The sequence below is a fragment of the Arcobacter defluvii genome, from assembly GCF_013201725.1.
GTDB classification, from domain to species: Bacteria; Campylobacterota; Campylobacteria; order Campylobacterales; family Arcobacteraceae; genus Aliarcobacter; species Aliarcobacter defluvii.
In genome coordinates, this window is the sequence record NZ_CP053835.1 from 188,996 (window position 1) to 210,155 (window position 21,160).

21 protein-coding genes are annotated in these 21,160 nt (G+C 26.0%); 10 read left to right on the forward strand and 11 right to left on the reverse strand.

Annotated features, from left to right (window positions below):
- Positions 1–86 precede the first annotated feature (86 nt).
- The 5 genes from ADFLV_RS01045 to ADFLV_RS01065 all read left to right on the forward strand — a co-directional run bounded on the left by ADFLV_RS01045 (position 87) and on the right by ADFLV_RS01065 (position 6,463).
- Positions 87–689, forward strand: coding sequence for a hypothetical protein (locus ADFLV_RS01045; RefSeq protein ID WP_129011744.1), 603 nt, complete (start codon positions 87–89; stop codon positions 687–689).
- Positions 690–752: 63 nt separating this feature from the next.
- Positions 753–1,328, forward strand: coding sequence for a GTP cyclohydrolase II (ribA, locus tag ADFLV_RS01050; protein WP_014472932.1), 576 nt, complete (start codon positions 753–755; stop codon positions 1,326–1,328).
- A gap of 59 nt (positions 1,329–1,387) precedes the next feature.
- Positions 1,388–1,987, forward strand: a complete 600-nt coding sequence (locus ADFLV_RS01055) for a methyltransferase domain-containing protein (protein WP_129011745.1) — start codon at positions 1,388–1,390, stop codon at positions 1,985–1,987.
- Positions 1,988–2,068: 81 nt separating this feature from the next.
- Positions 2,069–5,545, forward strand: a complete 3,477-nt coding sequence (gene metH / locus ADFLV_RS01060; protein WP_129011746.1) for a methionine synthase — start codon at positions 2,069–2,071, stop codon at positions 5,543–5,545.
- Between the two features lie 51 nt (positions 5,546–5,596).
- Positions 5,597–6,463 (forward strand): DMT family transporter, encoded by an 867-nt coding sequence (locus ADFLV_RS01065; RefSeq protein WP_129011747.1) that lies wholly within the window; start codon positions 5,597–5,599, stop codon positions 6,461–6,463.
- Here the strand turns inward: ADFLV_RS01065 and ADFLV_RS01070 are convergent.
- Positions 6,460–6,900, reverse strand: coding sequence for a DoxX family protein (locus ADFLV_RS01070; RefSeq protein WP_129011748.1), 441 nt, complete (start codon positions 6,898–6,900; stop codon positions 6,460–6,462). The two genes, ADFLV_RS01065 and ADFLV_RS01070, sit on opposite strands and share 4 nt — an antisense overlap.
- 111 nt (positions 6,901–7,011) lie before the next feature.
- Here ADFLV_RS01070 and ADFLV_RS01075 point away from each other — a divergent pair, with 111 nt between their 5' ends.
- Positions 7,012–8,145: an iron-containing alcohol dehydrogenase gene (locus tag ADFLV_RS01075; protein WP_129011749.1), complete on the forward strand. Its 1,134-nt coding sequence runs from the start codon at positions 7,012–7,014 to the stop codon at positions 8,143–8,145.
- An 18-nt stretch (positions 8,146–8,163) separates the two neighbouring features.
- Here the strand turns inward: ADFLV_RS01075 and ADFLV_RS01080 are convergent, their stop codons facing one another.
- Entirely contained in the window at positions 8,164–8,760 is a 597-nt protein-coding gene (locus ADFLV_RS01080; protein WP_129011750.1) for a DUF2238 domain-containing protein, read from the reverse strand.
- The gene (locus ADFLV_RS01085) at positions 8,753–11,242 is read right to left on the reverse strand and encodes an ABC transporter substrate-binding protein (RefSeq protein WP_129011751.1); all 2,490 of its coding nucleotides are present in this window, start codon (positions 11,240–11,242) and stop codon (positions 8,753–8,755) included. Before ADFLV_RS01085 ends, ADFLV_RS01080 begins: the two co-directional genes overlap by 8 nt.
- 148 nt (positions 11,243–11,390) lie before the next feature.
- Here ADFLV_RS01085 and ADFLV_RS01090 point away from each other — a divergent pair, with 148 nt between their 5' ends.
- On the forward strand, positions 11,391–11,888 hold the full coding sequence (locus ADFLV_RS01090) for a hypothetical protein (protein WP_014472940.1): 498 nt from the start codon (positions 11,391–11,393) through the stop codon (positions 11,886–11,888).
- 8 nt (positions 11,889–11,896) lie between these two features.
- On the opposite strand, the gene ADFLV_RS01095 is transcribed toward ADFLV_RS01090, so the two are convergent.
- The 5 genes from ADFLV_RS01095 to ADFLV_RS01115 all read right to left on the reverse strand — a co-directional run bounded on the left by ADFLV_RS01095 (position 11,897) and on the right by ADFLV_RS01115 (position 14,995).
- Positions 11,897–12,709 carry a D-alanyl-D-alanine carboxypeptidase family protein gene (locus tag ADFLV_RS01095; protein WP_014472941.1) on the reverse strand — a complete coding sequence of 271 codons (813 nt, stop codon included), beginning with the start codon at positions 12,707–12,709 and terminating at the stop codon, positions 11,897–11,899.
- 93 nt (positions 12,710–12,802) lie between these two features.
- Entirely contained in the window at positions 12,803–13,552 is a 750-nt protein-coding gene (locus tag ADFLV_RS01100; protein ID WP_129011752.1) for a tRNA (5-methylaminomethyl-2-thiouridine)(34)-methyltransferase MnmD, read from the reverse strand.
- 15 nt (positions 13,553–13,567) lie between these two features.
- On the reverse strand, positions 13,568–14,011 hold the full coding sequence (locus ADFLV_RS01105; RefSeq protein ID WP_014472943.1) for a hypothetical protein: 444 nt from the start codon (positions 14,009–14,011) through the stop codon (positions 13,568–13,570).
- Between the two features lie 3 nt (positions 14,012–14,014).
- On the reverse strand, positions 14,015–14,530 hold the full coding sequence (luxS, locus tag ADFLV_RS01110; RefSeq protein ID WP_129011753.1) for an S-ribosylhomocysteine lyase: 516 nt from the start codon (positions 14,528–14,530) through the stop codon (positions 14,015–14,017).
- Positions 14,531–14,599: 69 nt separating this feature from the next.
- Positions 14,600–14,995, reverse strand: a complete 396-nt coding sequence (locus ADFLV_RS01115) for a hypothetical protein (protein ID WP_129011754.1) — start codon at positions 14,993–14,995, stop codon at positions 14,600–14,602.
- A gap of 165 nt (positions 14,996–15,160) precedes the next feature.
- On the opposite strand from ADFLV_RS01115, the gene ADFLV_RS01120 reads away from it, so the two are divergent.
- Both ADFLV_RS01120 and ADFLV_RS01125 read left to right on the forward strand, forming a co-directional pair.
- On the forward strand, positions 15,161–16,801 hold the full coding sequence (locus ADFLV_RS01120; RefSeq protein WP_129011755.1) for an AAA family ATPase: 1,641 nt from the start codon (positions 15,161–15,163) through the stop codon (positions 16,799–16,801).
- Positions 16,801–17,709 carry an HNH endonuclease gene (locus ADFLV_RS01125; protein ID WP_129011756.1) on the forward strand — a complete coding sequence of 303 codons (909 nt, stop codon included), beginning with the start codon at positions 16,801–16,803 and terminating at the stop codon, positions 17,707–17,709. Before ADFLV_RS01120 ends, ADFLV_RS01125 begins: the two co-directional genes overlap by 1 nt.
- A 24-nt stretch (positions 17,710–17,733) precedes the next feature.
- Here the strand turns inward: ADFLV_RS01125 and ADFLV_RS01130 are convergent, their stop codons facing one another.
- Entirely contained in the window at positions 17,734–18,276 is a 543-nt protein-coding gene (locus ADFLV_RS01130; protein WP_129011757.1) for a DUF1439 domain-containing protein, read from the reverse strand.
- Between the two features lie 67 nt (positions 18,277–18,343).
- The gene (locus ADFLV_RS01135; protein ID WP_129011758.1) at positions 18,344–18,700 is read right to left on the reverse strand and encodes a hypothetical protein; all 357 of its coding nucleotides are present in this window, start codon (positions 18,698–18,700) and stop codon (positions 18,344–18,346) included.
- Between the two features lie 340 nt (positions 18,701–19,040).
- Between ADFLV_RS01135 and ADFLV_RS01140 the strand changes: the two genes are divergently transcribed.
- On the forward strand, positions 19,041–20,270 hold the full coding sequence (locus ADFLV_RS01140; RefSeq protein WP_129012243.1) for an IS110 family RNA-guided transposase: 1,230 nt from the start codon (positions 19,041–19,043) through the stop codon (positions 20,268–20,270).
- Positions 20,271–20,545: 275 nt separating this feature from the next.
- Here ADFLV_RS01140 and ADFLV_RS01145 read toward each other — a convergent pair whose 3' ends face one another.
- A complete protein-coding gene (locus tag ADFLV_RS01145) occupies positions 20,546–21,109 on the reverse strand; it encodes a hypothetical protein (RefSeq protein WP_129012121.1) in 564 nt (187 codons plus the stop codon).
- Between the last annotated feature and the right edge of the window lie 51 nt (positions 21,110–21,160).

A 21,160-nucleotide genomic window follows, 5' to 3' on the forward strand; every position in this document is an offset into this window, starting at 1 on the left:
ATTAACTCTTAAATGACTTTTTACTCAGAAATTTAAGAGTATTAAATGTACTATTAAAAAAATAAAATAAATAAGGTATAAAAATTATGATTAAAAATATTTTAACTATATTTCTTTTGTTAATTCTTTTTACTGCTTGTTCAACAAATCAATTAAGTTTAAATATAGAAAAAAAAATTGAAAGAGAAAAAGTCTCAGTTGAACTTTTAAATGAGATAAGTTTTATCCTTGTATTATTAAAACAAAATAATTTAGAAGTAATTAACAGTAAATTAATAAATCCCAAATTTGGTGTGTATAAAGTCTATAAAGATGATAATACTAATAAAATAACTTTTACACATTCTTTACAAATAGATGAAATTAGTAATGAAGTTGATTCTTTTGAAATAAAACAAGAGGTGGTTACTTTCAATTGTAGTCCTGATAATGATGCATTTTATGGTTGGAGTAAAGAAGGCACTTTTTTAACACCATATATTAAACCTTATTTATCAAAAATAATGAATGAAGAAAATAAAATAAACATAAATAAATATAAAGAAGATGAGTTAAAAAGAGTTGAATTAATAGAAAAAACAAGTTATGAACTTATAGTAACTTATAATAAAATATTTTATTTAACAAAGATAGATAATAATTGGTATATTACATTAATTGATGAAGTGAAAACTAACTGCAGTAAATAAATGCAACTAAGTTGCAAATAAGAATTCTCTGTTATAATTAAAACTAAAAAAAGAGAATAAAATATGAATACAATACAATCAAATATAGCAAATTTACCTACAAGATATGGAAAATTCAAAATAAAAGCTTATAAACAAGGAACTCAAGAACATTTAGCAATTATGAGTCAAGATTTTGAGACACTTGAATCACCTTATGTAAGGATTCACTCAGAATGTTTAACCGGAGATACTTTAGGAAGTTTAAAGTGTGATTGCCAAAATCAACTTGATTTATCATTAAAATTTATAGCTCAAAATGGTGGATTAGTGATTTATCACAGACAAGAAGGAAGAAATATAGGTTTGGTTAATAAAGTAAATGCTTATGCACTTCAAGACCAAGGAAGAAATACAATAGAAGCAAATTTAGAATTAGGCTTCAAAGAAGATGAAAGAGATTACTCTATTGTAGGACATATCTTTAGAGATTTAGATATAAAAAAATTAAAGTTAATTACAAATAATCCTGAAAAAATGCAGTATGTCGATAGTTTAGGTGTAGAAATAATAGAAAGAATTCCTGCAATTACTAAATCAAACAAATATAATGAAGGTTATTTATCTACTAAAAAAAATAAAATGGGGCATTTACTATAATTTTAATTTAATATAAAAAATAGTAAAAAACTCTTATTTAAAAAATAAAGGTAATAAAAATGAGTCAAAAAGAGTTTTGGAATAGTAAATTTTCAACTGAAGAATTTTTTTATGGACTACATCCAAATGAATTTTTAGCTTCACATTTAGAAACTTTTAAAGAACATAAAAAAATGTTATGTTTAGGTGAAGGTGAAGGAAGAAATGCAATCTTTTTTGCAAAAAAAGGATTTGAAATTACAGCGATAGATGCTTCTGATATAGGTTTATCTAAGTTAGCTAAAAGAGCAGAAGAAGAAAAATTAAATATAAAAACAGTATGTTTAGATTTAAACCACTGGGAAGTAACTGAAAAATATGATGTGATTATGGCTTCGTATTTACATATGTACAAAAATGAAAGAGAGATCTTATTTAAAAAAATTGAAGATTCTTTAAATAAAAATGGTTACTTTGTAGGAGAGTTTTTTTCTACAAAACAGCTTACATATAATAGTGGTGGACCTAAAGATTTAGATTTATTGTATACCGTTGAAGATTTTTTAAATCATTTTGATTCTTGTAAAAAAGAGGTTGTTGAAGAACTTATTGTTTTAGATGAAGGAAAAGGTCATCAAGGCGAGGCTTGCGTTATAAGAGTTGTTATTCAAAAAATTTGATTTAACAACTTTTAACCACTCTTTATATATACTATCTAATAAATATTATCAAATATAATTATAATTAACAAAAGAGAATTAATGAAAGAATTAATAGAAAATTTAATTAGTAAAAAGGTACTAATTATTGATGGAGCTATGGGAACACAGCTTCAAATTGCAGATATAAAAAAGGAAGAATGGCTTTTTGAGGATTTAGATTTAGAAGGATGTAATGAACTTTTAAATTTAACTGCTCCACATATTTTGGAAACTATTCATGATAATTATGCAAAAGCTGGTGCTGATTTAATTTGTACAAATACTTTTGGTTCTATGCCTTGGGTTTTAGATGAATATAATATCGGACATATGTCTTATGAATTATCAAAATTAGGTGCAAGTTTAGTAAAAAAATCTTGTGAAAAATATAGCACACCTGAAAAACCTAGATTTGCTGTAGCATCAATTGGACCTGGAACAAAACTTCCATCACTTGGTCATATAAAATATGATGAGATGTATGAAGGTTATAAAATCATGGCTAAAGGTTTAGTTGATGGTGGAACTGATATCTTTTTACTTGAAACATGCCAAGATCCACTTCAAATAAAAGCAGCACTTCATGCACTAAATGATGTGGCACCACAAATTCCAATAATGGTTTCTGTTACGATTGAGTTAAGTGGAACTATGCTTATTGGAACAGATGCAATGACAATTGCTGCTATTATGGCACCATTTAATATTTTATCTTTAGGATTTAACTGTGGAACTGGACCTGTTCAAGTTCATAAACATATTAAAACATTAAGCCAAGTTTGTAAGTTTCCAATATCAGTTCACTCAAATGCAGGACTTCCTCAAAATAGAGGTGGAAAAACTTATTATCCAATGCAACCGGAAGAGTTTACAGCACATCAAAAAGAGTTTTTAAAAATAAATGGAGTTTCATTTTTAGGTGGTTGTTGTGGTACCACTCCTGAACATATTGAAGCTTTGGCAATTGCAGTTGATGGAATGGTACCACTTAAACCTTGTGGATTTTTAAAAGCTTCATTAGCAAGTTTATTTAATACAGTTCCTTTAAAACAAGAACCAGCACCACTTTTAATTGGTGAGAGAAGTAATGCAACTGGAAGTAAAGCATTTAGAGAACTCTTAAAAGAGAATGATTATGAAGGAACATTAAGTGTTGGTCAACAGCAAGTAAGAGCTGGTGCTCATGTAATTGACGTTTCTGTTGGGTTTGCTGGACGTGATGAGAGATTTGATATGGATGAGGTTGTATCACTTTATTCACAAAAAATTTCACTACCACTAATGCCTGATTCAACTCAAATATTGGCACTTGAAGCTGCTTTAAAACAAATTGGTGGAAGATGTATCATCAACTCAGTAAATCTTGAAGATGGAGAAGAAAAGTTTGATGCTGTTTGTAAATTAGCTAAAAAATTTGGAGCAGCACTTGTTTGTCTAGTAATTGATGAAATTGGAATGGCGAAATCAGTAGAAAGAAAGCTTGAAGTTGCAGAAAGAATCTATGATTTATGTGTAAATAGACATGGATTTGACTCTGCTGATTTAGTATTTGATATGCTTACATTTACAATTGGTTCAGGTGATGATGAATATAGAAATGCAGGTATTGATACTCTTGAAGCAATTAGAGAGTTCCAAATCAGACATCCAGAAGTTGGAACTACTTTAGGATTATCAAATATCTCTTTTGGTTTAGCAGCAAATGCTAGAATTTATCTAAATTCTATCTATCTTGACCATTGTGTAAAAGCTGGATTAACAAGTGCCATTGTAAATGTAAAACATATTTTACCTCTAAATAAAATTAGTGATGAAGATAGAAAAGCTTGTGATGATTTAATTTTTAATAATCAAGAGAATGGTGACCCACTGTTTAAATTTATCGAACATTTTTCAAACGTTGGAGCACAAGAAGAACAAAGTGATGAAGAGTATCAAAAACTAGAACCAATTGAGAAAGTTAAAAAACTATTACTTGATGGAGATAAAGATAGATTATTACCACTTGTTGAAGAGTTAAGACATACAGTTCAACCAGAAATCATTGTAAACGAGTGGTTGATAGATGGTATGAAAATTATTGGAGAGTTATTTGGTAGTGGGCAAATGCAGTTACCATTTGTACTTCAAAGTGCTGAAACTATGAAAGCAACTGTAGATGCACTTAATCCTTATTTACCAAAACAAGAAAAAGCTAGTGAAACAACATTAATTCTTGGAACTGTAAAAGGTGATGTTCATGATGTTGGTAAAAACTTAGTTGATATTATTCTTTCAAATAATGGATTTAAAGTTGTAAATATTGGTATAAAAGCTGGTTTAGATACTTTTGTTGAAAAGCTTCAAGAGCATAATGCTCATGCTATTGGAATGAGTGGATTACTTGTTAAATCAACAGCAGTTATGAAAGAGAATCTTGAAGAGTTACAAAAAATGGGAATTAAAGTTCCTGTTTTACTTGGTGGGGCAGCACTTACTAAAAACTTTATTGATGAGTATTGTAGACCTTATTATGATGGACCAATTTTTTATTGTAGAGATGCTTTTGATGGTGTTGTTTCTATGCAAAGAATTGAAAAAGGTGATGAAAATAATACTGCACTTGCTGCTGATTTAATCCAAATTCATGATACAAGCAATAGAGTTGAAGAAGAAGTTGTAGAAATTCCACCTTATGAAGAGATTCCAATGCCCCAACGTGGAAAATTTGTATTTCCTCCAATTTGGGAGAGAATAACAAAAACTGGAAAAGAACTAGATAAAGAGTTGATTTTTAAATGGATAAATCACAGGGTTTTATTTAGACAAAGATGGGGATATAAAAGAGGTAAACAAGATTCTGAAACTTTCTTAAAATATGAAAGAGAAGTTGTTGAGCCAACTTATGAAGCTTTAAAAGCTGAATTAGTTGATAAAGATATTTTTGATCCAATTGCTATTTATGCTTATTATCCTTGTATTTCACACGATAATAAACTTTATATTTTTGATAGAAAATATCTGTTTAACTCTTTAGAAGAGTCTAAAAATGTACCGCCACTAGATGAAGCAATAAAAGTTTTAGAGTTTCCAAGACAAAAAAGAAAACCATTTAGATGTATTGCAGATTTCTTTGCAAATGATAGACTTGATGTTGTTGCCTTTACACTTGCTAGTGCTGGACTTAAAATCTCTGATTATGAAAGAAGTTTATACGATAAAGGTGAATTTAGTAAATATTATCAAGTTCATGGTCTTGGAGTTGAACTTGCTGAAGCTTTAGCTGAGGTTTTACACAAGCAAATAAGACTTGATTTGGATATTGTGCCAAAAGAGGGACATACTTTAAATGACGTTCAAATGAAACAATATGTAGGTTGTAGATATTCTCCAGGATATGCAGCTTGTCCAGATTTAGCTATGAATAGAGATATTTTTGATTTACTAAATCCAGAAGAGTTTGGAATAGAATTATCTGAAACATTCCAAATGCATCCAGAACAAACAACTTGTGCAATAGTTGTAACAAACCCAGAAGCTAACTACTATAATATCTAGGAGTTTTTCTCTTAGATTATTTTTATTATATCAATCAATTAGGAATTAAAATTGTCAAATAGTGCAAAAGGATTACTCCTTACATCTTTAGGTGTATTTATAATGAGTTTAGAATCATTATTTATAAAATTTACGAACATATCATCTTTTCTTTTTTCATTTTATATTGGAATATTTATGTTCGCGTCAATGGCTTCAACATTTTTATTTAAAGATTTTGATTATTTAAAAAAGGCTTTGAAAACTTCATTTCCTTTTTTAATTATTTGTTCAACTTTTATGGCTGTTTCAAATATATTTTTTATAACAGCAGTAAAAACAACAACAGTTGCAAATGTGGTGATTATATTTAGTACATCAGCACTTTTTTCTGCTTTAATTGGATATGTAATCTATAAAGAAAAAGTAAATAAAAATATCTTTTATGCCTCTTTTTTTATGTTTATTGGATTATTTATAATATTCAATGATAAGTTAGAAATAGGAAGTGTAAAAGGTAATATATTTGCTTTATTGTGTACCTTATTATTTTCTGTATCTTTTGTTTTATTATCAAAATATAAAGATATGAATAGGGTTGTTTTAACTGCATTTAGTGGAGCTATTTTAAGTATCATTGCATATTTTTTCTGTGATGAATTAGCAATTGATTTTAAAACATTGATGATAGTAATGATTATGGGATTGTTAATAAGTCCAATTTCAAGGGTATTATTAGGAAATGGAGCAAAATATATAAATGCTAGCGAAGTATCACTTTTGATGTTAATAGAAACAATAATGGCACCAATTTGGGTTTGGATATTTTTAGATGAAGTTCCAAGTTCTTATACTTTTATAGGTGGTTCTATAATTGTAATTACACTTATAATAAACTCTTTATATACTTTAAAAAGAGAGAATAAACTTCCTAATTAAGGAAGTTTATTACATTTCGTACATTTCGCATCAAGACTATATTTACCAGCACCAATAAACATAATAGAAATAGAAGCTAAAAGATAAATCAAAGGAAGTTCAATAACTGGACCACCAGTTTTTCCTAAAGTGAAAATATCTGCGCTATGAGCTAAAAATATTGCAAAAACCATAGTTAAAGCAAAAAACAGAGATGAAATTCTCGTAAATAAACCAAAAATTATAAAAATAGGAAAAACTATCTCTCCAAAATAAACTCCATATGCAATAAATTCAGGTAAACCAGCATTTGTAACTAAAAACTTTATTCCATCAATTCCATTAAATAGTTTTGTAAATCCATGAAATAACATAAGACCAGCAATACTTAATCTTAAGATTAATTTACCAATATCTTCGTTTAAAGAACAAGCTAATTTATTCTCACAACTTATCATAATAATTCCTTTTATTTTTAATTTTTGGATTTATATCTTTTTAATATTAAGTAACTGTTTAGTATGATGATTAAATAACAAAAAATTTAAATTTTCTAAAAAGGATTTCGCATGACATATACATATTTTAATCCAACAGTTATAGAGTTTGGTGAGGGAAAAATAAAATCAATAACAAAATATATTGATAAAGATTTAAAAGTATTAGTTGTTTATGGTGGAGGAAGTATCAAAAAAAATGGAGTTTTTGAGCAAGTTTCAAAAGCTTTAGAAGGTTATACTTGGTTTGAATTTGGTGGAGTAGAACCAAATCCCTCTGTTGAAACTTTAAATAAAGCAGTTGCTTTAATCAAAGAAAAAAATATAGATTTTGTTTTAGCTGTTGGTGGTGGTTCAGTTATTGATGGAAGTAAATATTTAGTATCTAGTGCACTTTATGATGGAGATGGATGGGACTTTTTAGAGGGTAAAGATGTAAAAAATGCTTTACCTTTAGGTGCCATCTTAACAATTCCTGCTACAGGAAGTGAATCAAATGGAACAGCTGTTATTTCAAAAAAATCAACAAATGAAAAAAGATATTTTGCATCATCTTTAACTTATCCTAAATTTGCAATTTTAGACCCAAGTATAATGAGTAGTTTAGATGATAGACAACTTGCAAATGGTTTAGTTGATGCTTTTGTTCATACTTGTGAACAATATTTAACTTATCCAAATAGTTCACTTTTACACGATGGCTATGCTCAGACTATTTTAAGAGGTTTATATACTTTATCTTTAAATTGGCAAAATAGAAGAACTATATTATGGCAAGAGAACCTAATGCTATTAGCTAATCAGGCTTTAAATGGATTTATAGGTTCAGGAGTTCCACAAGATTGGGCAACACATATGATTGGACATGAAATTACAGCATTTTATGGACTTGATCATGCAAGAAGTTTAGCAGTTGTTCAACCACATCTTTTAAGAGTAATGATTGAAGATAAAAAAGAAAAATTAACTCAAATGGGAAAAGAAGTTTTTGATATGCCACATAATTATGAAATGGTAGTTGAAGCAATAGAATATATGTATCATAGTATAGGAGTTTCTACAAAACTAAAAGATTATGATATTGATAATAAAGTTATTGAAAATATAACAGGAGCACTAAGAAAACATGGGATGAATGCAATAGGTGAAAAAGGAAATTTAACTTTAGATAAAGTTGCAGTTATTTTAGAAAATTCTATTAAATAAGTTGAAGTAGCTAAATGGCTACTTTAATGTTTTTTGTAATACTTTATCGTGATATTTACTAAGTGATAATAAAGCTATAATTGAACCAACTAAAGCCCAAGTCATATCACTTTGAGTATCCCAAATATAACCTTGTGTTCCTAAAAAATCATTTGCAGCATCATTTGTAGTAATTGCAACTAACCATTCAACAATTTCATATAAAGCTGAAAGTGCTAAACAAAAGCAGATTATAAAAAAATTTCTCCAAACATTTGTATTTATGATATTTTTTCTAATAATTAGTTCTCTTGCAATCATTGCAGGAACAAATCCTTGTGCTAGATGTCCGATTTTATCATAGTTATTTCTATCTTGATTTAAAAATTCTTTCACATAATCAAAAAAAGGAACTTCTGCATAAGTATAGTGACCACCAATCATCAAAATAATACAATGCATTAAAATCAGAAAATAGATTAAATTTGTAAATTGAAATTTTTTATATGTAATAAAAAGAACAATAAAACCAATGATTGCGGGAAATACTTCTAAAAACCAAGTAAATAAATCTTTTGGATTTATAAGTGACCAAATGAAAAAAGAAAAATAGATAAAAATCCAGATTTTAATCATTATTAATTTCTAGTGGTAAAGTTATAGTAAATTCTGCTCCTAAATACTCTTTATCATTGTAAAAAAATGTATTATTTGATACTTCAATTTTGCCTTTTAAATGTTTATCAATTAATAATTTACTCATATAAAGTCCAATTCCTGTACCATTAAATTTATGTTTTGTAGTAAAATATGGTTCGAATACTTTATCAATAATTTTTTCATCAATACCTTTTGCATTATCTTTGATTTTGATGATTAGATTATTTTCTTCTGTATAAATATAGATAAAAATATATCTTTTTTCTTTTATATCAATTTTTTCTTTTAATGCATCTTTTGCATTTACTAAAATATTCATAAGTACTTGAATAAGTTCATTTTCTAATGATAAAAATTTTGTTTCTTGAGTATTTTTTATTACTACAACTTTGTGTGTATTTAGAGTTGGAGACATTAAATCAAGAGCTTTATTTATAACTTGGGTTATACTTATTTCTGAAATAATTTTTTCATTACTAAAAAAATTTCTAAAATCATCAATAGTATTTGAAAGGTAAGTAGTGGCTTGTTTTATATGATTTATTGATTGAAAAAATTCTTCATCATCTAAAGAATTAAATCTTTTTTTTAGTTCAATTCCTGATGCACAAACACTTATTGTAGAAAGTGGTTGTCTCCACTGATGGGCAATATTTTCAAGCATTTCTCCCATTGAAGCCATTCTTGATTGTTGGATTAAAATTCTATTTTTTTCTTCATTTTTTTTGATTTCTAAACTTATTTTTTTTGATAATTTTTTATTTAATTTTTTCAATAAATATTGTCTATAAATCACCACTAAAGCTAAAATAAAAATAATTATAGAGATTAAAAGTTTATAATTTATATCTTTTTGATAATTGATTGAAATCCATTTATTTAAAATTTCTTGTTTTTGAGCAGATGAAATATCTTCAATTGCTTTATTTAAAATAGAATTTAAAATAGGTTCATCATTTCTTGAGCCAATTCCCAAATTCCAAGTATCATCAAATTTTCCAGTGATTTTTAATTGACCTATATAATTATTTTGTATTTGGTATCCAACTGTTGCTAAACTTCCAATGAATCCAAATATTTCACCTTTTTCTACAAGTTTTAATCCTTCATTGATATTTGGAACATCAATAAAATGAATATTTGGATGTTTTATTTTCAATATTTCAGCATAAGCATAATTACTAACAATTGCAAGTTTCTGGTCTTTTATTTGTTCTAAATTATCAATAAATGGAGCATTGATATTTGCAGCAATTACCAAAGGAGTTGTCAAATAAGGAATAGTAAAATTTAGATATTTTTCTCGTTCAGGAGTTGACATAACAAGTGAAAAAATATCACACTTCTTTTCTTTTCCTTTTTTCATAGATTCATTCCAAGTTTTTGTAGGAACTAAAACAATTGGAGTTTGAATTTTATTTTCAATAATTTTTATATAATCAGCAGCAATTCCAATATGTTTATTATTCTCAATTTTCTCAAAAGGCATCCAATTGGGATCAACACACATCGTAATTTTAGCTTTCTTTTTTAAATATCTTTTTTCTTCATTTGTTAGAAAAATGTTATTCTCTAGGTGTTTTGCATAAATTAAATCATCAACATCTATTTTATTATTTAATAATCCCATAACTCTATATGTATTTATAATAAGATTTATTTTTTCAGTTGTTATTGTTCCTATTTTTCCATTTTTGTCATAAACTAATTTTTTCATTTCATTTGCTTCGAAAAGTAAACTAGCTAAACTTTTATTTTGACTATTATATTTATTTAAAATAAGATTTACTGTTTCCTCTATATTTTCAAAAGCATATTCCCAACCTTTGATAGTTGCTTTATAAAAATCTTTTACTATTTCTGGATTATTTTGTGCAAACTCATTAGTTGTAAATATAAGCTCTTCATAAAAATCAAAACCATAATCTTTTGGGTTAAAAATAGTACTTTCATAACCTTTTTCTCTAAGAATAAAAGGTTCATTTGTTGTATATGCAAGCATTAAATCAGTTTTTTTATTTATCAAATCATCAACATTAAAAGAGTGATTTATCAAGTTTAAATCCGATAAATTTACACCTTTACTTGTAAGCATAGATGAAAAAGTAGCAAATCTTTCTTGTTCATTTGTAATCATTAAGGTTTTATTTTTTATATCATTTAAATATTTTAATTTGGAGTCTTTTAAAGCTAATAAAATTAAAGGAGATGATTGGAAAATTGAACCTAATAATACAATATTTTTTCCATTAGATTTGTCAACAATCAAAGAACTAGAATTTGTACCAAAATCAGCTTTTTTATTTATAACTTCATCTAATACACTTATAGAAGAGTTATACTTTTTCAGTTCAACATCAAGACCAACATCTTTATAAAAACCTTTCTCTTTTGCTACATAAAAACCTGCAAATTGGAATTGGTCAAGCCACATTAATTGAACAGAAGTTTTTTTCAATGTTGAAGCTTTCAAAAATGAAAAAGAGATAAAAAGTAATATAAAGATATAAATTAGTTTTTTTATTGGAAAACCTTTTTTACAATTTTTAACACAATATTATAACAAACTAAGATAAAATAACGAATTATTAAAATTAGGAAAATAAATGTCTAAAGAAAAAACAATAAAAAATAAAATCTTAGAGTATATCTATGTGGTTTCTAAGCAACCAATTTTATTAAAAGATTTATTAGTTGCCAATAGACAGTACAATGAAGGAATGCATGTAGACCCAATAAAATTAGGATTTAGATTGATTCTAATGAGAGCATATGTAGTATATATAGGAATAGTTTTAGCTATTTTAGTACCTATTTCTTTTTTAACTCATAAAGCTTTGGCAAAAATTGATCCACATATTTCTATTTTAGGAGCTATGGTAATAACTGCTGCAATATTTATGGGTTTTAATTTTTTTAGAGATAAAATGAGAGATATAATGACAAAAGAACTGATACAAAAGTCTTGGAAATTACACTTCCCATTTTTTTCTTATGAAGAGTATTCTATGAAAATTGATGAAATTTTTGATAATTCTATAAAAGATGAAGTTTCAAAAAGAGATTTAGAAAAATATATATTAGATAAACTAACTACTCTTTAGTAGCTAGTTTATTTTTTTTCTAAAATTGTATTTAAAGCTAGTTTTGTATTTTCCCATCTATTTTGAGCATTTAACATAACAAGTAAAATATCTTTTTTATCTTTTTTCGCTCTTGCAATCAAACAAGGTCCAGCTTGATTTGTATATCCAGTTTTTACACCAATTACATATTTATCTCTATCTAACATTTTATTACTTGTATGAACTTTATAAAGTCTTTTTGTATTTGTTGCTTTGAACGCATAAGAGTTTAATTTTACAATAGAGTTAAATGTTTTATTTCTGATTGCATATTCTGTTAATTTTAATAAATCATTTGCAGTTGTTTTATGAGCTTTTGCATCAAATCCACATGGATTTACAAAGTTTGTATTTTTCATTCCAAGTTTTTTTGCTTTTGCATTCATCATATTTACAAATTTTTGTTTATTTCCATTTCCTAAATAAATTGCAATTGCAGTTGCAGCGTCATTTGCTGATTTTATAAGTGCTGCGTGAACTAAATCTTTTAGATAAAATTTTTCACCAACTTTAAAATTTAAAATAGTTGGTTCTACTTTTTTCATTTCAGCAGTGATTGTAACTATATTATTCATCTTTTTACTTTCAATTGCAAGCATCGCAGTCATTATTTTTGTAAGACTAGCTGGACTTACCAATTGATTTGCATCTTTTGAAAAGATAGTTTTTTTTGTATTTAAATCCTTAACAATAATAGAATCTAAATCTTTTTGAATCTTCTGAAAAACTTTTGTATCATTATATGAAAATGCCATTGTTGGAACTAAAACTAGAAAAAGAATAGAGAAAAAAAACTTCATTTAAACACCTATTTGGAAATTTGATTTAAGACAGAGACAAATCTTTAGTGAAATTATATACAAATTTGCTTTTTTTTTAGTAAAAAAATTGGTTTATTTATCATACAAAGCAAAAGCTTCTGTATTTCTTTGTTTTTTGAGTTCCATATCAATAAATTTTCCAATCAAATTTTGCTCTTGTTTTGTGGCTAATGTTATTTTTCTTTTAACTGGACGATGTTCATATATGAAAAAATTTGCTTCATACATAGAAAGTCTTATAGGTGTTGCAATCGCATAAGAACTCATAATAAAATTATCTTTACAAAGATTGGAAATATCATCAAAATACTCTTTTGTCCAAAGTTCAAAGTTTACATCACTAGAAAAGGCATCTTGGTAAACAATGTCAAAAGAGTTTTTTTCTAAATTTTTTATATACTCTCTTGCATTTCCTATAAAAACTTCTATTTTGATTTTTTCATCTTCATATTTAGAAGTTTGTGAAATAGAATCTATGATATGTTTAATATTTTCAAACTCTTTTGGAAATGGAAAATCTTTTAAAGATTTAATCAAATTCCCATCAAGCTCAGGTGAATAAAAATTTAGTTTAACATCAAGATTATTTTGTAAAACATAATAAATAGTAGAAAAAGTGTTATATCCAATTCCAAAACAAATATCTAAAATAGTTAGCTCTTTTTTATCTTGATGAAATGTAAAAGTAGGGATTATGTGTTTTGTTAAAGCTTCATTTATAGCACCATCATCAGGATTATGATAGTGTTGCTTATAAAATTGAGAGAAAAGTGTATTTGAGCCATCTTTTGTAGAAACTATTGAGTTTATATTATCTTGCAAATTTAATTTTCCAATTTATAAGCCATTGTCCCAATGGTGCATCTTTTTAGCAGTAAAAATATAAACATCATCAAAAAGGTCAATACAATTTGGTGCTTGAAAACCTATACTTTCTAATAAATCTAAAATTTCATATCTATTATCATTTGATATTTTTTCTAAGATGATTATATTTCCTGAGTTTTCCAAAGCTTTATACATAAGTTTTAAAATCTCTTCTTGATTTTTACAATATGAAAGAATATCACCTAAGATTACGTATTCAAACTCTCTTGCTGTTGCTTTTAATTTGGCACTTGAATCATCTAAAAAAGGAATATATTTTATCTGACCTTGATTTTTTTCTTTGATTTCTTCTAATGTAGAATCAACCAAACCTAAAGAGTTATCTATATGTAAAATAGCAATATTTGTATAATCACTAAATAACTCTTTAAAAAGATTTAGTTTTTCTTGCACTTTTTAGTTTCCTAAAGATTTTAATTTATCATCTGATAAATATAATTTTTCATTTGACATAACACCAATATCTGCTTTTAAAATATCTCTTGCTATATCTTTTGCTTCATCAAGTGAGTGCATTGCACATGTTCCACATTGGAAAATATTTAATTCTGGAATATCACTTTGTTTTTCAACTTTTAAAACATCTTCCATTGCTTTTTTCCAAGCAACGGCAACTTCTTTTTCACTTGGAGTTCCAATTAAACTCATATAAAAACCAGTTCTACAACCCATAGGAGAAACGTCGATGATTTCAACTGTTGGAGAGTTTAGATGATTTCTAATAAATCCAGCAAAAAGATGCTCTAATGTGTGAATACCTTTTTCACTCATCATTGATTGATTTGGTACACAAAATCTTAAATCAAAAACTGTAATATTATCACCTTTTGGAGTTTTCATCGTTTTTGCAACTCTAACAGCAGGTGCCGGCATAATCGTATGGTCAACTCTAAAACTATCTAATAATGGCATAAAAAATCCTTCAAATTTAAAATCTATAAAAATATTGAAGGATTATATCCAAAGAAATGTAAAGGGGTATTAAATCGTAGATTTGTAGTTTGTAAGCATATTTTTTAGATATTTTGTTGCTTGAACTTTTTGGTAATAAGTAAATATGATAATAAAAATAATTCCAATTCCATAGGTAAAAGGAATAGCAAGTATTACTAAAATGGCTAAAATAAGTGTATCGTGAAGTTCTGCATTTACCAAAACTTGTGAAGATTTATCTTTTTTGTTTGTTGAAGTTGTGATTTTTAGGTTGTATTTTAGATATGTATTTATATTGCATTTTGCTATAGATAAACTCTCTTTTTCTATCTTTGTATCATAATCTTTATCTTTTAGAAACTGCTTTTTTACGAACTCAAATAAAGATTTGTTTCCTTCTTTTAGATTTATCTCTTCTTGAAACTCTACATCAAACATACCCATAAATAGCCTTTTTTATTTTGAGTATAACAAAAAAATGAAAATGAATAAAATGTTATTTGTATATAAAATAATCTATTGTATAAAAAAGATGAATATAAGAAAAAGAGAAAATAAATAATATTTTAACTAAGATTAGTAATAAAAATAATAACAAAAGAGTTTTTTATGGAATTGGTTTATTTGTGGGTAAAGAATTATAAGAATATAGTAGAACAAGGATTTAATTTTTCACCTAGATTTAGGTGTGAGTATGATGAAGATACTAAAGAATTAAAAATTATCGATAAAGATGAAACGGGTGAATTTTATCCTAAAAACTTTTTTGGTGATAATATAAATGTAACTGCTATTGTCGGAGAAAATGGAAGTGGGAAAAGCAGTTTATTATTAGGAATTACTAATAGCAAAATAATTATTAGAAGAGATAATCAATTCTATACGAATGATTTTACTAGTGAAATTCATAAGTTTACTAATATAAACAGAGAAAAAGACTATGATATTATTTATATGGATTTTGATTTAATAAAAATTAATCCTATAACAGATTTTTGGGATTTTAGTCAACAGAATATTTATGATAAAAATTTATATAAAAGAATTGAAAATAACTTCTCAGGAAATGTAAATTTTAATATAATTAAATACAAAGAAAATTTTTACAATTTAATTATCAAATATAATGATTCTTTTTTATCTGAATTATTTTTTTACAATCCAATTGAAATAAGATTATCTGATTTTATAAAAACTATTCCTTTTCAGGATAGTCAATCCAAATATATCAATGATAAAATAAAATCTGTACAAAGTAAAAAATACTCAAAAATTAAATTTCTGACTTTTTTATATTCAAAAATTAAAAATAATCCAGAACTATCTAAATTAAAACATTTCGATGATGACATAAGTATTTTAGAAAAAGAACAAGATATTTTAAATTATAGTAGATTTAGTAATCAAGAAGAAATAGATAATATTTATAAGCTATTGCAAGTATTAGAAAATAAAAAAATTCATAAATTCTCAATTGAAGATTTTTATAAGCAAATATATAATGAAAATCGGGAGGCTTTTTTTAAACTAACAGAGCTTGGTTATTTAGAAGTGAATTTGAAAGATAAAACAGGTAGAGAATATTTTGATTTAAGCCAAGGAGAAAGAAAACTTTTTGCAGAATTTTTAATGCTTTTTAATAGTATAAGTAAAAGTGATAAAAGCGAAATCTTTCTTGTTCTTGATGAGCCTGATTTAACACTTCATCCTCAATGGCAAAAAAATTATATAAAAGAATTAATAAAACTACTTTTTAACTTTCCTAAAAAAAAGTTTCATATTATAATAACTTCACATTCTCCTTTTTTATTATCAGACCTACCAAAAGAAAATATAATATTTTTAGAAAAAGGAAAACAAGTTTATCCTTTTGAAGATGGAAAACAAACTTTTGGAGCAAATATTCACACTTTACTTTCTCATGGCTTTTTTATGAAAGATGGTCTTATGGGAGAGTTTGCCAAAGATAAAATAAAATCAATTATAAATTATCATGAAGAACTTTTGAAAAAAAAATTAACTAAAAACGAAAATAAAAAGCAAAGAGATGAAGAAAAAGTAATTTACGAAAAAGAGTATAAAACTAAGTTTAGGCAAATCCAATCAATTATCGGAGATGATTATTTAAAGCAAGTGATTAAAAATCATTTAGTAGAAATAGAAAAGATTTTATACGATGAATATTTGATTGATAAAGAGATAAAAAAACTTGAAGATGAAATTGAAAGATTAAAAAGGTTAAGAAAATAATGATTTTAGTTAAATACAAAGAATTTGAGAAAAAAGATTATTATGAAAAAATTGCAAATTCAAAAATGCAAAAGCAAAATAATTGTAATTTTGAAGAATATTATAATACTAATATAAAAGCCATTTTAAATAACTATTCTCTAGCAGATATTTTAATTGGTGATTTTGATAAGTTATTGGAGATAAAAGAATCTATTAATTTATCAGATACAGATTTTGAAATGATTAAAACTTTTTTTAATTATGATAAAGCAAATTCAAAAGATTTTATTCCATTACTTTCAAAATTACAACCAAAAATATCAAACTTTTTTCAAGAAAATATAGAAGTTCATACTTGTTATTACTGTAATATTGATTTTATAAATACTTTTAGAAAAAACAATGAAACAAAAAATGCTTTTACTTTAGACCATGTTTTAGAAAAAGCAGATTATCCATTTTTAGCATTGAGTTTATACAATCTAGTACCTAGTTGTTATGTATGTAATAGTAAGGTCAAAGATTCAAAAATACCATTTGATAATTTCTCTCCAACAAATAAAGATTTTGATTTTGATAAAAGAGTAAAGTTTAAATCATTTATTTCAAATGTTAATCTTCAAATAGAAAAAGAACAAGATTTTTATATAAAATTGATTGAAAATTATTCAAACAAATATGATAAATATATAGAAAGTTTAAATTTAAACGATAGATATGATTATCACAAATATAAAGTTTTAGAGATGATTCAAAAAAGAAGAGAATATCCAGATAGTAGAATAAAAGAGTTATCAGACTTGACTAAAAAAACGCAAGAAGAGATAAAACAAGATTTATTTGGTATTTACATATCTGAAGATTTACACAAACGTCCACTATCAAAACTAATCAAAGATATAAGCGAAGAGTTAGATTTGATATAAAATCAACTCTAAGCTATCCAATTTTTAAAGACCAAAAGTTACCAAAAGTTCTGAATCTTCGATTTTTACATCTTTTACAAAAGAGCCTTTGAAAGATGATTTATCTATTTTATAAACGGGAATTGTGTTGAAAATATTATCAACGATAGGTTTTGTATTTGCTACAACAGTATCTAAAATAGTTTTATCGATATTTAGATTTGTCATTTTTAACTCATCTAGTTCTATATCTTTTAGGTAGATTGCTGATTTTCCTTTATCAAAATAAGGCTCTCCACTAAAAGTTAGAGTTCCATTTGAATTTGGTATAAAAATTGCAGAGATATTTAGATTTATATTTGCACTAATTCTATTTGTTCCATCTTTTATAAATAGATGAGGTTTTTGAAGTTCCATATTTGCAACTACAAAATCTTGTCTTATTGGAAATTCTTGTGAAAAGTTGTTTAGTTCACTCTCTTGAACTTTTAAAGTCAATCCATCACCATCAAATTTTTTTATACAACCTACAAAAAATAGAAGAGAAAATAAAACCAATAATATTTGAAGCTTTTTTTGAAGATACATTTTTTACCTTTTATTTAAAATTGTGAAATTTTACAAATATAAATAAAAAGTTAGCTTTGATATGAACTTAGTTCATACCAAGATTTTTTCTAACCATTGCTTTATATGCTTTCATATCATCACGTATCATTGTTGGAATAATCTCTTCTTTACAAGCATGAACAATATTTGCAAATTCTGGTTTTGAATAAATTGTATTTCTATCTCTTGCTAAGATAATCAGTCTATTTACATCATCATCCAAAGATATATCACTTCTATCACAAATAGCATCATAAACATTAAAAAAAACTTCTCTATCATGTGAACTCATTTGACAACTGTCATCTAACATTTTAAGAGCTAGTTTTGAAGCGTATTCTATTTGTATTGGTTGAAAATCAAAAGTTGTTGCCCACTCATAAGCTTTTTTAAAATAATCCATTTTTTCTCCTCGTATAATTAATTTTATGAATATATCATCTAGTTTTTAACTAAAAAATATATTCTTCTAAGATTGAAGTACTAACTTCAAATCTTTTACTTTTTACAGTCTATGACTTTAGATATAACAACATTTTTCTCCTTGTAGCAATGATGAATTAAATTAATATTTCTTCTAACCAAACTACATCATTTAAGCCTGTTGATATCTTTAGTTGTTAATCATTTATTAAAAGCTGTAGAGGTAGCTGTATAGCACTTACTACTTATAGATTAACGAGGCTGTGAATCTAGCTTAGGCTAGAACAACTAAAGATTATTATAAACTGAGGTATAAAAAGATGTATTATGTTGGAATTGATATTGCTAAAAATTTTCATGTTGTTACTATCATTGATGATAGTGAGAAAAAAATTACTACTAAACCTATAAGGGTTACAAATTGTATTGATGGATTTTCAAAGTTTATTGTTAAACTTGAAGCTATCTCATCAAATCCAAACGATTTTATAATTGGTCTTGAAGCAACTGGAATTTATGGTGAAAATCTTTTAGAGTTTTTAAATGCTCATGGGTTTAATGTTAAACTATTAAATCCATTTCAAACAACCAGATATAGAGAACAACACACAATGAAAAAAGTAAAAAATGACAATATTGATTCTTGGATTATTGCACTCTTCCTAAAAGATGGCAAATTTAGTTCAGGTTATGTAACTGATGATGAATATCAAAGTTTAAGAACTTTGTATCGTAATCGTGCTTCTATTCAATCAGATATGAAAGAGGTAAAAAAACGAATTATTACTCAAGTAACAGTTACATTTCCCGAACTTGAAAATTTTATTGATATATTTAGTATCACAGGACTTGCACTTTTGGATAAATATCCAACTGCACATCATTATAAACATAGTAGTGTTGATAGAATACTTAAGATATTTAGACATATTCAAGGAAATAGCTTTAATAGTGAAAAAGCCCTAAAAGTTTTAGAACTTGCAAAAAATTCTATCTATTCTGGTAAAGCCAAAGATGCAAGAGCCATAGCTATTAAAAGTTCTATTAGACTTCTTAAAATCTATCAAGATGAGTTATCTATTTTAGAAGATGAAATATTAGCTTTACTTGAAAACAATGGTATTAAAGAAGAAAAAGATGTTCCAACTAATTCATTGATTGAGAACTTAAAAACTATTCCAGGTGTTTCATCTAAAACTATTGCTGCAGTTATTAGTGAATGTGGTGATTTATCAAGATTTACAACACCTATTAAATTTATAGGGTATCTTGGACTATTTCCAACAGAAAATAGTTCAGGTAATTCTAAATCAACAGGTCATTTAAGTCGTAGAGGTTCATCACTAGCAAAACATGCTCTTTATATGGCAAGTGTAAGTTGTATGATACACAATAAAGAGCTCAAGCAATATTATGATACTAAAAAATCTCAAGGAAAATCTAAACAAGAAGGACTTATTGCTGTTTCAAGAAAACTAGCAACTATTATCTATTCCATTTTTAGATACAACACCCCTTATGATCCAGCTCGTGTTTTTTCTAAGTCATAAACAGTAAATTATAAAAGATCACAAGTTAGTACTAAAATCTAAAGATAGCATTCAAAAAAGCTATCACTATACTAATTGCCAACCAAACATTTAAACTTGTTTGATCATAGAAACACTACTAGCAAAATTCTAGATAATTGCATAAAAATAGTGCTTCCAAAATCAAACATCAGCAAGTTTTTTAAACTTGCAATGTTCTTAAAAAATACATTGTTAAAAAACTATTGTCTTTTTAAAATTTTCCTTTAATTTAAGTTATTCTTTATAAAAAGGCTTTAGTCCATATATGGTATATCTAAGTTTGCATCTCTATCACTTGCACTAAAATCAAAGTCACTATTTATAAGAAGTTTTTGAAGATTTTTTTCCAAAACTTTTACTTGAAGTTTGTGATAGTTGTTTGTGTTTATATTTCTTTCTATTTCATTTTTATAAAAACTAAGAATTATCGAGTGAATTTGTTCTTGTTTCTCTAGTAATTCATTTAAAAAAGAGTTTAGTTTTGAAATATCAAAATCAGAAATTTTTGGCAATTTTCTTATTAGATTTCTAACAAACTGTTTTTGATGGTAACCTTCACTCATAGTTAAAAGTTTTGAAGCAGCATACATATCAGCTTCATTCCCTCCATAGTTATATGAGTATCTAAAATGGTCACAAACAATCTCTATATATTTTGGATAATGTTTTAAAACAAAAACTAACTCCTTCAAATCTCCATCAATTAAAACTTGAAATAAAGTTGCTGTTCGTTTTTCTATTTTATCCCAGTGATTACCTTGTTCTTTAAATTCACCAAGAAATCGTTCATAATTCTTTAGTTTCTCTTTTTCTTCCATAGGTTTTTTATATGCAAAAAATATACCTTTATTCTTAAATACTATATTTGA